11 protein-coding genes and 2 tRNA genes are annotated in these 13176 nt (G+C 65.9%); 10 read left to right on the forward strand and 3 right to left on the reverse strand.

The window, feature by feature from the left end:
* Positions 1–24: 24 nt before the first annotated feature.
* Positions 25–363, reverse strand: coding sequence for a P-II family nitrogen regulator (locus AC5JCN_RS26720; protein ID WP_495758196.1), 339 nt, complete (start codon positions 361–363; stop codon positions 25–27).
* Positions 364–626: 263 nt separating this feature from the next.
* Between AC5JCN_RS26720 and AC5JCN_RS26725 the strand changes: the two genes are divergently transcribed.
* A complete protein-coding gene (locus tag AC5JCN_RS26725) occupies positions 627–2150 on the forward strand; it encodes an NAD(P)H-hydrate dehydratase (protein WP_495758197.1) in 1524 nt (507 codons plus the stop codon).
* Positions 2151–2238: 88 nt separating this feature from the next.
* On the opposite strand, the gene AC5JCN_RS26730 is transcribed toward AC5JCN_RS26725, so the two are convergent.
* Complete coding sequence (locus tag AC5JCN_RS26730; RefSeq protein ID WP_495758198.1) at positions 2239–2838, reverse strand: TetR/AcrR family transcriptional regulator; 600 nt, start codon at positions 2836–2838, stop codon at positions 2239–2241.
* Between the two features lie 54 nt (positions 2839–2892).
* On the opposite strand from AC5JCN_RS26730, the gene AC5JCN_RS26735 reads away from it, so the two are divergent.
* On the forward strand, positions 2893–3360 hold the full coding sequence (locus tag AC5JCN_RS26735; RefSeq protein ID WP_495758199.1) for a VOC family protein: 468 nt from the start codon (positions 2893–2895) through the stop codon (positions 3358–3360).
* Positions 3361–3409: 49 nt separating this feature from the next.
* Here AC5JCN_RS26735 and AC5JCN_RS26740 read toward each other — a convergent pair whose 3' ends face one another.
* Entirely contained in the window at positions 3410–4888 is a 1479-nt protein-coding gene (locus tag AC5JCN_RS26740) for a multicopper oxidase family protein (protein ID WP_495758200.1), read from the reverse strand.
* Between the two features lie 209 nt (positions 4889–5097).
* On the opposite strand from AC5JCN_RS26740, the gene AC5JCN_RS26745 reads away from it, so the two are divergent.
* The 8 genes from AC5JCN_RS26745 (at position 5098) to AC5JCN_RS26780 (ending at position 13166) form a co-directional block, all read left to right on the forward strand.
* Positions 5098–5182, forward strand: a tRNA-Leu gene (locus AC5JCN_RS26745).
* A 65-nt stretch (positions 5183–5247) separates the two neighbouring features.
* On the forward strand, positions 5248–6651 hold the full coding sequence (gene tig / locus AC5JCN_RS26750; RefSeq protein WP_495758201.1) for a trigger factor: 1404 nt from the start codon (positions 5248–5250) through the stop codon (positions 6649–6651).
* A gap of 149 nt (positions 6652–6800) precedes the next feature.
* Positions 6801–7424, forward strand: coding sequence for an ATP-dependent Clp protease proteolytic subunit (locus AC5JCN_RS26755; protein ID WP_495758202.1), 624 nt, complete (start codon positions 6801–6803; stop codon positions 7422–7424).
* A 299-nt stretch (positions 7425–7723) separates the two neighbouring features.
* Positions 7724–8989 (forward strand): ATP-dependent Clp protease ATP-binding subunit ClpX, encoded by a 1266-nt coding sequence (clpX, locus tag AC5JCN_RS26760; protein ID WP_495758203.1) that lies wholly within the window; start codon positions 7724–7726, stop codon positions 8987–8989.
* A 235-nt stretch (positions 8990–9224) separates the two neighbouring features.
* Positions 9225–11651 carry an endopeptidase La gene (lon, locus tag AC5JCN_RS26765; RefSeq protein ID WP_495758204.1) on the forward strand — a complete coding sequence of 809 codons (2427 nt, stop codon included), beginning with the start codon at positions 9225–9227 and terminating at the stop codon, positions 11649–11651.
* Positions 11652–11823: 172 nt separating this feature from the next.
* Positions 11824–12114 carry an HU family DNA-binding protein gene (locus tag AC5JCN_RS26770; RefSeq protein ID WP_495758281.1) on the forward strand — a complete coding sequence of 97 codons (291 nt, stop codon included), beginning with the start codon at positions 11824–11826 and terminating at the stop codon, positions 12112–12114.
* Between the two features lie 105 nt (positions 12115–12219).
* Positions 12220–12294, forward strand: a tRNA-Val gene (locus AC5JCN_RS26775).
* A gap of 722 nt (positions 12295–13016) precedes the next feature.
* Positions 13017–13166, forward strand: a complete 150-nt coding sequence (locus AC5JCN_RS26780) for a hypothetical protein (protein WP_495758205.1) — start codon at positions 13017–13019, stop codon at positions 13164–13166.
* The last annotated feature ends 10 nt before the right edge of the window (positions 13167–13176 follow it).

Here is a 13176-nt window from a genome sequence, read left to right on the forward strand (position 1 = left end):
CGGGCGAAGGCGCCCCGCCGACGGTCAGATCGCGTCGAGACCGGTCTCGCCGGTACGGATGCGGATCGCCTCTTCGACGGGTGAGACAAAAATCTTGCCATCCCCGATGCGGCCCGTCTGGGCAGCCTTGCGGATGGCGTCCACGGCACGCTCTACGACGTCGTCCGGAAGGACGATCTCGATCTTCACCTTGGGAAGGAAGTCGACCACGTACTCGGCGCCGCGGTACAGTTCAGTATGACCCTTCTGCCGACCGAAACCCTTGGCCTCGGTGACCGTGATTCCCTGCAGTCCGACGTCCTGCAGAGCCTCCTTCACCTCGTCCAGCTTGAAGGGTTTAATGATGGCTTCGATCTTCTTCATGGAAACGCCCGAACCCCGCATGCCGCGCGACGCCGGATGACGCCCTCGCGGCCCATGCGGCTCTTAGCATCAACCGTGCCGTTGCGCCAACGACCCAGCCGATTATACGCTCGTGCGGCGCCGCGCTTTCCGTGGCATATCCGGCTTACCATCGCTGGTGCCGAAACCCTGATCACACTCTGCACAAAAATACATCATCTGCACAGCGGCAGGATCGTCTGTCGCCGCGGCGTGTCCGTTCGCTGTGCGGCGGGAGCGTGACAATGGGCGCTGACAACCCCGATCTTCTCCTGACCACCGCGGAAATGGCCGCCGCGGATGCCTTCGCCATCGGGCGGGGGACGCCCGGTCACGTGTTGATGGACCGGGCAGGGAGGGCGGTGGCCGATGCGGTCGCCCGGGCCCACCGGGCAGGTACCCGCGTGCTCGTGCTCTGCGGCCCCGGCAACAACGGGGGCGACGGCTTCGTCGCGGCGCGCGTGCTGCGCGAGCGAGGCTTCATTGTCACCCTGGTGCTGCTGGGATCGCCGGAAGCGCTGAAGGGCGATGCCGCCGCGGCCGCGGCGCTCTGGAAAGGCGACGTTTGCCCGGTCACCGGCGCCGATCCGGGAGGGGCTGATGTCGTCGTCGACGCGCTGTTCGGCGCCGGGCTCGCCCGCGATCTCGACGGTGAGGCAGCAGCGCTCGTCAGTGCCGTCAACGCCACGGCGAAGAAGGTCGTGGCCGTCGACGTCCCGTCAGGCCTGGACGGCAATACGGGGCAGGTACGCGGCGTCGCTGTTCAGGCTGCCGAAACGGTGACGTTTTTCCGCCTCAAGCCGGGGCATCTCCTCTATCCCGGCCGTGCCCTGTGTGGCGCGGTGCGTGTGGCCGACATCGGCATCCCGGGTGAGGCAGGCCCTGCGTCCGGAGCGCGCGCCTGGCGCAATGGCCCCGGGCTCTGGGGCGAGCACCTCCGCCCGCCCGCCGAAGCCGGCCACAAATATGGGCGCGGACATGCCGTCGTGGTCTCCGGCGGGATCGAGGGCACCGGCGCAGCACGGCTGGCGGCGCGCGCAGCGCTTCGGATCGGCGCTGGGCTCGTGACCGTGGCCTCGCCCGGTTCGGCGCTGGCCGTAAACGCGGCGGCTCTCACGGCCGTGATGGTCCGCCGGAGCGACGGCGCAGCAGGCATCGCCGACTTGCTGTCGGACAAGCGACGCAACGCGGTCGTGCTCGGCCCGGCGGCGGGAGTTGGCGAAGAAACCCGCGCCATGGTCGCCGCCGCGCTCTCCTCCGGCGCCCATTGCGTGTTCGACGCAGATGCGCTCACGAGTTTTGCCGGAGACAGCACCGGCCTTGGTCGTCTTGTCGCCGGCCGGGCCGGTGGGGCGGGGCAGGGGGTCGTGCTGACCCCGCACGAAGGAGAGTTCGCTCGCCTTTTCAGCGACCAAGCCAGAGTTTCGGATTCAGCATCGAAGCTTGAAAGGGCCCGCGCTGCCGCCACCGCGACCGGTGCCGTCATCATCCTGAAAGGACCCGATACCGTCATCGCAACCCCCGACGGACGCGCCGCCATCAACGCCAACGGTTCGCCCTGGCTGGCCACGGCAGGCTCCGGCGACGTTCTCGCCGGATTTGCGGGAGGGCTTCTCGCCCAGTCCCTGCCCGCTTTCGAGGCGGCCTGCGCTGCCGTCTGGCTTCACGGGGCTGCTGGGAAAGCGATCGGCCCGGGGCTCATCGCGGAGGACCTCCCCGAGCGGCTGCCGGCCATATTGGCAGAATACCTCGAGGCCAGCGGGGGGTAACGGGCTTCGTCAGCGAAGCGGCGAGGACGTCATCGGCGAAGAACTCAGGCCTTCCAGCCGCGCATGGTGGGGAAACCATCCCCCGCGGTCACGAAGCATGTCGCCCGAGCCCTGCGAGCACTTCCTTGAGCAAGGCGTCCACGAAGGTCTCATTCACCGGCGCGTGCCCGATCAGGAGGCGATAGAAGATCGGGCCGTAGATCAGGTCGAGAACAACGTCGAAATCTGCGTCGTGACGAATGCTGCCTTCCGCTGCTGCCCGTTTGAGGAGAGCAAGGCCTTCCTCTCGGCTGGCGAGCATCACCTGGGTTCGAAATGCCTTTGCGAGTTCACTATCCGGTTCTGCGGATGCGACCATTAGGGCCGCGTTTCGGCCGCGGGGCGCACAGAACGCCTTTGCGACCCGCGTCAACTGGCGACCCAGGTCATCCAGCGCCGAGTCAGTTTCCTTGACGCTCGTCTTGAGCGGCCCGCCCCTGAGCAGGGCCGCCATCGCAAGCGCTTCGCGGCTTTCCCAGTTCCGGTAGACCGTCGGCTTGCCCACTCCAGCCACGCGGGCGACGGCCTCCATCGTCACTGCTCCGATGCCGCCTTTCGCGATCAGCGCCGCGGCGGCATCGAGAATCGCCTCCTGGGCAGCTGCGCTTCGCGGCCGTCCGCGTGTTTTCGAAGCATTGACATCCGGCATGTATACGTTACGCTCCGTTTCGTATTATAATAGCGCTGAAACGGGGAGCCAGCAATGACCAGGACGGATCAGGTCGCGGCGGGTGCAGGTGGCCTTTCGCCCTACATCGTTGTGAACGACGCAGACGCCGCCATTGATTTCTACAAGCGCGCCTTTGGTGCCGAAGAACTGTTTCGCCTCGTCGATCCGGCCAGCGGGAAGGTCGGTCACGCGGAGCTGCGCATCGGCAAGGGCATTCTGATGATCTCCGACGAGTACCCGGATTTTGGAGCCCTTTCGCCAGACAGCATCGGTGGATCCGCCGTAAAGCTGCATCTGGACGTCGAGGATGCGCAACGTGTGGTCCAATCTGCCGAAGCAGTCGGCGCGACGATCTTGAGGAAACTCGACCTGCAATTTCACGGCTGCAAGCAGGCCCTGGTGGCCGATCCCTTCGGCTACAGCTGGTTCATCAGCCAAAAAGTGGAAGAGGTGGGTCCTGCAGAGATGCAGGAGCGCTGGAACAGGATCGGAGAGGCTTGAAGCTCGGCGATCGCCGACGTCGCTGGATCCGGTGGCCGCCACGCCGGATTCACGTCACCTCGAACCACGTGCTCAGCCCGGTATCCAGCCGCTCCAGAACGCCCGAGCCGATCAGCCACTTGCCCTTGTTGTCGGCGATGAAGGCGATGCGGGACGTCTGCTTCTCGTTGAGGATCACGGTGTCCAGCCAGTAGGGCTCCCATCCGTCGTCGAGCGGGTGCAGCAGCCGGAAGCAGTGGCCGTGCAGGTGGATCACCTGCGTGAACGAGGTGCGGTTGGCGAGCGTGAACACCACCGGCGTTCCGCGCTTCACGCTGAGAACGGGCTTGCCGAAGTCGGGAGACTTGTCGGCAGCCGTCGGCCCGCTGACGCCGTTGACGGTCCAGATCCTGTTGGGGTCGCCGGACCACACCGGCGGCCCGCCGCCGGCCGGCGGCTTGGCTCCTCCGTCAAAGATGATGTCTGCTCGCTGCGACTTCTCCAGCGGAATCGCGCCCGGCAGCAGGCTGTTCTCGGTGAGCGGCGCGAGAGGAGCCAACGGCTGGCGCCGCGTCGTCACCGGCTCGCCCTCCGTCACCACCTGCGCGATCGGCAGTCCGCCCCCGAGCATCGCCGTAATGGTGCCCGTCACACCCGCCTCGGTGGGCAGGTCCGAAATGAGGTCGTAGCGGGTGCCCGGGCCGAACGGCAGCGTCGCCTTCAAGGGCTCGAACGTGTCGGTCGGCTGGCCGTCCACCGCGACGACATAGGCCTTCAACCCGTCGAGGCGCAGCCGAAGGATGCGGGCGTTGCACAGGTTGGCGAGGCGAAGCCGCACGCGGGACCCCGGCGGCGCCGTGATCCGGAACGGTGCGCGCGTCCCGTTGACCGTGAGCAGGTTGCCGAGCCTGCCCGCACCGGTGCGCTCCTCCGCGCGGTTGAACTCATCGATCTGGCCGTCCTCGCCAAGCCGCCAGTCGTCGACGGCGAGGACGCGGTCTACATCGACCTCGGGCGCACCCGGATCCTCGACGACGAGGACGCCCGTCAGACCGCGTTCGGCCGCCTGCGCGGCAGAACCGATCGCCATCGGGCGATAGATAAAGGTGCCGGCGTCCGGCGGGGCAAAGCGGATGTCGAAGGCACCACCCGCCGCCGCCGCCTCCTGCGTGAGGCCGGCCACCCCGTCCATGTCGTTGGCGAGGCGAACGCCGTGCCAGTGCAGGCTGAGCGGCTGGGTGATGCCGTTGACGAGGCGGGCCCGGAAGTCCTCCCCCCGGCGCACGCGAAGGTCCGGCCCAGGGGCCTTGCCGCCGAAACCCCAGACATTGGTCGCCACGCCCGGCTGGAACTCGGCAAAGCCGGGCTTGGCCTCAAGCAGGGCAGTGGGCGCGCCTTCCGGGTTCGGAGCCGAGGTGCCGGCGGTCGTCGCGAGCGCTTGCGGGAAGGGCAGGGCGAGTGGAGCGGCGATGCCGGCGCCGAGTGCCTTCACAATGGTCCTGCGGCTGACGGCATGGCGTCCGGTGCCGCGCCCCGACGTTTCTGTCATGCTGTCCCGTCGTCCTGCAACTGCGACGCCGCGCGATCGCGGCGAATTATCCGTAGACTTATGTGCCATGCCCCAGCGCCCGGCGCGAGCTTTCCTGCGGCGGCGGAGGGGCCGGGGACGGGTTGATTTTTTCGCTGGCACGCCATGTCGGCCGTGCTATAGAGCCGCACCCGGCGGGGCAACCCGCGGCGGGCGTCGTTTGCCCACATGCGGGCGTGGCGGAACTGGTAGACGCGCCGGGTTTAGGTTCCGGTGGCGAAAGTCGTGGGGGTTCGAGTCCCTCCGCCCGCACCAGGCCGTCGCCGAAGCCGTCGCGACGGCGCCCCTCAACGAAATTCGGTTGCGAAGGCACGGACACCATGCAGGTCACGGAAACACGTTCGGAAGGTCTGACGCGCGAGTATACCGTCGTGCTGCCCGCCACGGAGCTCGACGAGCGCCTCACCAGCGAACTCAGCGGCCTGAAAGACAAGGTCCGGATCAACGGCTTCCGTCCCGGCAAGGTGCCCGTCCAGCATCTGCGCCGCGTCTATGGCCGCTCGGTCATGGCCGACCTCCTGCAGACACTCGTCAACGAGGCGAACCGCAAGATCGTCGACGAAAATCAGCTCAAGCTCGCCTTCGAGCCCCAGGTCGTCCTCCCCGAGGACAAGGACCAGGTCGAGGCCGCCATCGCTGCCAAGGGTGACTTCAGCTACACGGTCAAGCTCGAGGTGCTGCCGAAGTTCGACCTCGCCGACTTCTCCGGCCTGAAGGTCACCCGCGAGGTGGCCGACGTCGAGGACAAGCAGGTCGAAGAGGCCATCGACCGCATGGCCAACCAGAACCGCAGCTTCTCCGACAAGAGCGGGAAGGCTGCGACCGGCGACCGGCTGACGATCGACTTCGTCGGCGCGATCGACGGCACCCCCTTCGAGGGTGGCACCGGCACCGACGTGGCTGTCGATATCGGCTCGAACACCTTCATTCCCGGCTTCGAGGAACAGCTCGTCGGCCTCGAGGCCGGCGATAAGAAGGTGATCGAGGTCACCTTCCCCGAGGACTACCGGGCGACGCAGCTCGCCGGCAAGGCGGCATCCTTCGACGTGACCGTGAAGGGCGTGGCCGCCCCGGGTGACGTGAAGGTCGACGACGAACTCGCCAAGGGCTTCGGCCTCGAGAGCCTCGACAAGCTCAAGGAGGCGATCCGCGGCTCGCTCGAGGGCGAACTGACGCAGGTCTCCCGCCGCAAGCTGAAGCGCGAGCTGCTCGACGCGCTCGACGGCCAGTACACGTTCGAACTGCCCCCGACGCTGCTCGACCAGGAGTTCCAGCAGATCTGGGGACAGGTCGAGGCGGACATGAAGCAGAGCGGCAAGACCTTCGCGGACGAGGAGACGACCGAGGAGGAGGCGCGCGCCGAGTACCGCAAGATCGCCGAGCGCCGGGTACGCCTCGGGCTGGTCCTGGCGGAGATCGGCGAGCGCGCGCAGGTGCAGGTGTCTGACGACGAAGTGACGCAGGCCCTCGTGGAGCGCGCGCGTCAGTTCCCCGGCCAGGAAAGGCAGGTGTGGGAGTTCTACCGGAACAACCCGCAGATGCTAGCCGAGATTCGCGCCCCCATCTTCGAGGACAAGGTGATCGATCACATCCTGTCGACCGCCTCTGTGACGGAAAAGAAGGTCTCGCGTGAGGACCTCATGAAAGAGGACGACGCGGAGGCATCTTCTAGCGGTGAAGCGCCTGCCAAGCCGAAGAAGAGCCGCAAGAAGGCCTCTGCCTGAGCCCGGCTCTCTCGGCGATCGGGCGGACGCTTTCCTAACCAATCCGCCCGGCCCCCTTTGCGCGGGGTCGTGCGGTGACTATGTTGGGGATCCGGCGCAGGTGATTTGCCTGCGCCGTTCTCGTCAAGACAGGACACTCGGGCACGGCCATGCGCGATCCCATCGAAGTCTACAACAACATGCTCGTGCCGATGGTCGTGGAGCAGTCGAACCGCGGCGAGCGCGCGTTCGACATCTATTCACGGCTGCTTCGCGAACGTGTGATCTTCCTCACCGGTCCCGTCGAGGACAACATGGCGTCGCTTGTCGTCGCCCAGTTGCTGTTCCTCGAGTCGGAGAACCCGAAGAAGGAGATCTCCATCTACATCAACTCGCCCGGCGGAATCGTCACGTCCGGCCTGGCGATCTACGACACGATCCAGTTCATCCGCCCGGCGGTCTCGACGCTCTGCGTCGGCCAGGCAGCCTCGATGGGCTCCCTGTTGCTCGCGGCCGGCGAGGCCGGCATGCGGTTCGCGCTTCCGAATGCCAGGATCATGGTCCACCAGCCTTCCGGCGGCTACCAGGGCCAGGTCACCGACATCCTGATCCACGCCCGCGAGGTCGAGGGGCTGAAGCGCCGCCTCAACGAGATCTACGAGAAGCACACGGGCAAGGACTACAAGACGATCGAGGAAGCGCTGGAGCGCGACAATTTCATGACGGCCGAGGGTGCGAAAGCGTTCGGCATCGTCGACCAGGTCATGGAAAAACGCCCGGTCGAGCCGTCCTGATGCCAGAGAGAACCGCCCGGGTCGTTGTCCGATGCCGGAACGCCGGGCGTGTCCAATCTGTTTCAATTCCGGAATCTCCAACCTTATAGGGGTTGGAGCCTATTGATCCCTGCACGGCACCATGTTTGCATTCGGACACATGGTGCCGAATCCGCCTGTGTAAGCGTATCAAGCGGGGATCGGTCTCTGGTGGTCCGGAGCCTTTGGAGCGCTACAGTTTCTTAGGCTGCCGGCCGTTAACGTGATCGTGGCCGTGACGCGCAACATAGCGCGGCGGGGCGATCGAGCGGAGGTTTGCCATGAGCAAAGTCGGCGGCGGTGACTCCAAGAGCACGCTGTACTGCTCGTTCTGCGGCAAGAGCCAGCACGAAGTCCGTAAACTGATCGCCGGTCCGACGGTGTTCATCTGCGACGAGTGTGTGGAGCTCTGCATGGACATCATCCGCGAGGAGAACAAATCCTCGCTGGTGAAGTCGCGGGACGGGGTGCCGACACCCAAGGAAATTCGCAAGGTCCTCGATGACTACGTCATCGGCCAGGATCACGCGAAGAAGGTCCTGTCTGTCGCGGTGCACAACCACTACAAGCGCCTGAACCACGCCACGAAGCACAGCGACGTGGAACTGGCGAAGTCGAACATCCTGCTCGTCGGCCCGACGGGATCGGGCAAGACGCTGCTCGCGCAGACGCTCGCACGCATCCTCGACGTGCCCTTCACGATGGCGGACGCGACCACCCTCACCGAGGCCGGCTATGTCGGCGAGGACGTCGAAAACATCATCCTGAAGCTGCTGCAGGCGTCCGACTACAATGTCGAGCGTGCCCAGCGCGGCATCGTCTACATCGACGAGATCGACAAGATCAGCCGCAAGTCCGACAACCCGTCCATCACGAGGGACGTGTCGGGCGAAGGCGTGCAGCAGGCACTGCTGAAGATCATGGAAGGCACCGTTGCCTCCGTGCCACCGCAGGGCGGCCGCAAGCATCCCCAGCAGGAGTTCCTGCAGGTGGACACGACCAACATCCTGTTCATCTGCGGCGGCGCCTTCGCGGGGCTCGAGCGGATCATCCAGTCGCGCGGCAAGGGCACCTCGATCGGCTTCGGCGCCAAGGTCGAGGCCCCGGACGACCGCCGCACCGGCGCGATCTTCCGCGAGGTGGAGCCGGAGGACCTGCTGAAGTTCGGGCTCATCCCGGAGTTCGTCGGCCGTCTGCCGGTGATTGCCACGCTCGAGGACCTCGACGAGCCCGCGCTGAAGAAGATCCTCACCGAGCCCAAGAACGCGCTGGTCAAGCAGTACGGCCGTCTCTTCGAGATGGAGGACGTCGAACTGACCTTCTCCGACGAGGCTGTGTCGCTGATCGCCAAGAAGGCCATCGAGCGCAAGACCGGCGCGCGCGGCCTGCGCTCCATCATGGAGGGCATCCTGCTCGACACGATGTACGACCTGCCGAGCCTCGAAGGGTGCGAGCAGGTGGTCATCGGACCCGAGGTGGTGGAAGGCAAGGCCCGGCCGCTCTACATCTACTCCGACAAGGTCGGCGAAACGGCGTCCAGCGCCTGATCACGGCATTGTGGCCCGCGCCTCCGGGCGCGGGCCATGGCCCCGCTTGAAGGCAGGGCGATGGGTAACCATCTAGTTTACTGAGCCGGTTCGCTCATCCCAAACGGCCCCGAAAGGGACCGGAGGAACCGGGTGCGTCGCGCAGGAACGGCATATCGCCGGCCCTTCGCATCTCGTTCGCCGGACGGCCCGCCACGGGCGCCCTCGCGAGCGCACCAGAAAGGACATCTGTTCCATGACGACATCCAGACAGCGTCCGCAGGTCGAGCCGGGATCGGTGGACGTGTTCCCCGTCCTGCCGCTTCGCGACATCGTCGTCTTCCCCCACATGATCGTGCCGCTCTTCGTCGGCCGCGAGAAGTCCATCAAGGCTCTCGAGGAGGTCGTCAAGAGCGAGAAGCTGATCCTGCTGGCCACGCAGAAGAACGCCGCCGATGACGACCCGGCGACCGACGCGATCTTCCCGATCGGCACGCTGGCCAGCGTGCTCCAGCTGCTGAAGCTTCCCGACGGTACCGTGAAGGTGCTGGTCGAAGGTGTGGGCCGCGCCTCCGTGCGCAGCTATGTCCGCTCCGACGACTTCTACGAGGCCGAGGCGCAGGCACTCGCCGACGTGATCCCGAACAAGATCGAGGCCGAGGCGCTGGCGCGCTCCGTCGTCTCGGAGTTCGAGAGCTATGTGAAGCTCAACAAGAAGGTCTCTCCCGAGGTCGTGGCCGCGGTTGGCCAGATCGACGACTATTCGAAGCTCGCCGACACCATCGCCTCGCATCTCGCGGTGAAGATCACCGACAAGCAGGACGTGCTCGAGATCACCGACGTGACCAAGCGCCTGGAAAAGGTGCTCGGCTTCATGGAGAGCGAGATCTCGGTGCTTCAGGTGGAAAAGCGCATCCGCTCGCGCGTCAAGCGCCAGATGGAGAAGACCCAGCGCGAGTACTACCTGAACGAGCAGATGAAGGCGATCCAGAAGGAACTCGGCGACGAGGACGGAAAGGACGAACTCGCCGAGATCGAGGAGCGCATCAACAAGACCAAGCTGTCGAAGGAGGCGCGCGACAAGGCGATGGCCGAGCTGAAGAAGCTCCGCCAGATGTCGCCGATGTCCGCCGAGGCGACGGTGGTGCGCAACTATCTGGACTGGATGCTGTCGCTGCCGTGGGGCAAGCGCTCCAAGGTCAAGAAGGACCTGCCGCTCGCGCAGCAGATCCTGGATGCGGAGCATTACGGCCTCGAGAAGGTCAAGGAGCGTATCGTCGAGTATCTCGCCGTGCAGAGCCGCGCGAACAAGCTGACCGGGCCGATCCTGTGCCTCGTCGGACCTCCCGGCGTCGGCAAGACGTCGCTCGGCAAGTCGATCGCGAAGGCCACGGGACGCGAGTTCGTGCGCATGTCGCTCGGCGGCGTGCGTGACGAGGCCGAGATCCGCGGTCACCGGCGCACCTATATCGGCTCGATGCCCGGCAAGATCATCCAGTCGATGCGCAAGGCCAAGACGTCCAACCCGCTCTTCCTGCTCGACGAGATCGACAAGATGGGCATGGACTTCCGCGGCGACCCGTCGTCGGCCCTTCTCGAGGTGCTGGATCCCGAGCAGAACAACGCCTTCAACGACCATTACCTCGAGGTCGACTATGACCTGTCGAACGTGATGTTCGTGACGACGGCGAACACGCTCAACATCCCGCCCCCCTTGCTGGACCGCATGGAGGTGATCCGGCTCGCCGGCTACACCGAGGAGGAGAAGGTCGAGATCGCCCGTCGCCACCTCATCCCCGAGGCCCTGAAGAAGCATGGCCTCGAGGCGAAGGAGTGGGCGATCGACGACGAAGCCCTGCTCATGCTCATTCGCCGCTACACGCGGGAAGCGGGCGTGCGCAACCTGACCCGGGAACTCCAGAATCTCGCCCGCAAGGCGGTGAAGGAGATCCTGCTCTCCAAGAAGAAGAAGGTGCTGGTCAACGCAAAGACCCTGCCCGACTTCCTCGGCGTGCCGAAGTTCCGCTACGGCGAGACCGAGACGGAGGACCAGGTCGGCGTTGTCACGGGTCTGGCGTGGACCGAGGTGGGCGGCGAGCTGCTGACCATCGAAGGCGTCATGATGCCCGGCCGCGGCAAGATGACCGTGACCGGCAACCTGAAGGACGTGATGAAGGAATCGATCTCGGCGGCGGCGTCGTACGTCCGCTCCCGTGCCATCGATTTCGGGCTGGAGCCGCCGCTCTTCGACCGGCGTGACATCCACGTGCACGTTCCGGAAGGCGCGACGCCCAAGGACGGTCCGTCTGCGGGCATCGGCATGGCTACGGCCATCGTCTCGGTGCTGACCGGCATCCCTGTCCGGCACGACATCGCCATGACCGGCGAGGTCACGTTGCGCGGCCGGGTGCTGCCGATCGGCGGCCTCAAGGAGAAGCTCCTCGCGGCGCTGCGTGGCGGCGTCAAGAAGGTGCTGATCCCCGAGGAGAACGCCAAGGACCTCGTGGAGCTGCCGGAGAGCGTCAAGAACGGGATGGAGATCGTGCCGGTCTCGCGCATGGAGGAGGTCATCCGCCACGCGTTGATCCGCCAGCCCGTGCCGATCGAGTGGGAGGAGCCCGCGGTGCCTGCCACCCGGCCGACCCCCGCCGAGGATGAGGCAGCCGGCATCGTCGCGCACTGAGGCGTCCACGGTCACCTCTGTTGAGAAAAGGCCCCCGGATCGATCCGGGGGCCATTTTTTTGGGGCAAATCCACGGATTTCTGGGCTTTGAACCTGCCCGGCGACTTGCCTCGGAAGGTGCGACCTGAAAGAAGGGCGCGGACGCCGGGATTCGGCGCAGCGATCTTCTACGATCAGGGAGAATACGATGAACAAGGGCGAATTGGTCGCCGCAGTGGCGGGACAGGCGGATCTCAGCAAGGCGCAGGCGACCGCAGCGGTCGACGCGGTGCTGGAGTCCATCACCTCCAGCCTCAAGGCGGGCGACGAAGTCCGGCTCGTCGGCTTCGGCACCTTCCTCGTCACCAAGCGCCCGGCCGGCGAAGCGCGCAATCCGCGCACCGGCGAGACGATCAAGACGAAGGCTTCGCTCGCGCCGAAGTTCAAGGCCGGCGCTGGCCTGAAGACCGCCCTCAACGGCTGATCTCGTCCACCCCATTCTGAAGAGGGCCGGCCTGACGCCGGCCCTTCCTGCTTCCGGCGTGCCGCACCTTGCGCCCGCAAGGCGCCGCTGGCATATGGACCCACAGGGCGGTTAGCTCAGCGGTAGAGCGTCTCGCTTACACCGAGAGGGTCGGGGGTTCGAAACCCTCACCGCCCACCACCACCACCATCCCGGCATCGTCTGCGGCGCGCGACCGATATACGGTGCCGGTCGTGCAGAGCAACGACCATCTCGCTGCATCGTTCTGCACTTGGCGGCCACCTCCCAGGGTTCGGCCGTACTGCCCCCTTCGTGGGAGCCTGCCAGGCCAGCCTGGAGGAGGCTGCTGTAGCCCGGGACAATGCCGGTGTGCGCCCCCTCGTCCAGCCCGTCCGGGCCCGCTACTGCGATGGCGCGTGGGGCAGGGCAGGTCGGTCTCGCCCAGGGCGCATAGGACCTGTCGACGCCGGCGCCTCTCATGCGAAGGAGGTAGCAAGCTCGTCGTCGGAAGCGCGGTCGCAGACGGGGCTGCTGGCTCGTTCTACACAGGTGCCGGCGAAATCCGGCAGCCGCCAGACAGTTTCCGGGCAGGGCCACAACCGCTTTCGGCCTCGGTGAGTGCGCCTTCACGTTTTCGGGCGAAACAAAAGCCTTCGCAGCACGGGCCCCGCGCCGGTTTCACTCGCTCAAACACGTTCCGGGCCGCGTTGGCTGCATGCAAAAGGAGGACTCCCGGCATAGGGCTAAGACTACGTTAACCATTTTGAGCGAAACAAATGGAACGTGGTTAATTGTACTTAACCTTACCAACGCAACGAGGTACCTCTTTCGTGTGGGCGGTTCCCCCGGTCCGAAGTGTCCGGCGCCCCTGGAGGACACCACTGCGTAGCGTGGAGGTAGGCATGAGCCTGAAGCGTATGTCCAGTGAGGCTCCCCTCGGCTTGCGCGCAAGCCGTCTTCCCGAAACGACTCTCGCCGTAGCCAGGGCGCTAGGCCTCGCCCTGATCGCAATCGGCGTATGGACCATGTGGCAGGCGATGCGCCACTTCTGATCCGCCCTCA

It is taken from the genome of Alsobacter sp. (genome assembly GCF_059501845.1).

Bases quoted from the DNA above. Each gene is read 5' to 3' on its own strand.
- AC5JCN_RS26720 (WP_495758196.1), bottom strand. From the start codon at position 363: ATGAAGAAGATCGAAGCCATCATTAAACCCTTCAAGCTGGACGAGGTG.
- AC5JCN_RS26725 (WP_495758197.1), top strand. From the start codon at position 627: ATGGGCGCTGACAACCCCGATCTTCTCCTGACCACCGCGGAAATGGCC.
- AC5JCN_RS26730 (WP_495758198.1), bottom strand. From the start codon at position 2,838: ATGCCGGATGTCAATGCTTCGAAAACACGCGGACGGCCGCGAAGCGCA.
- AC5JCN_RS26735 (WP_495758199.1), top strand. From the start codon at position 2,893: ATGACCAGGACGGATCAGGTCGCGGCGGGTGCAGGTGGCCTTTCGCCC.
- AC5JCN_RS26740 (WP_495758200.1), bottom strand. From the start codon at position 4,888: ATGACAGAAACGTCGGGGCGCGGCACCGGACGCCATGCCGTCAGCCGC.
- tig (WP_495758201.1), top strand. From the start codon at position 5,248: ATGCAGGTCACGGAAACACGTTCGGAAGGTCTGACGCGCGAGTATACC.
- AC5JCN_RS26755 (WP_495758202.1), top strand. From the start codon at position 6,801: ATGCGCGATCCCATCGAAGTCTACAACAACATGCTCGTGCCGATGGTC.
- clpX (WP_495758203.1), top strand. From the start codon at position 7,724: ATGAGCAAAGTCGGCGGCGGTGACTCCAAGAGCACGCTGTACTGCTCG.
- lon (WP_495758204.1), top strand. From the start codon at position 9,225: ATGACGACATCCAGACAGCGTCCGCAGGTCGAGCCGGGATCGGTGGAC.
- AC5JCN_RS26780 (WP_495758205.1), top strand. From the start codon at position 13,017: ATGAGCCTGAAGCGTATGTCCAGTGAGGCTCCCCTCGGCTTGCGCGCA.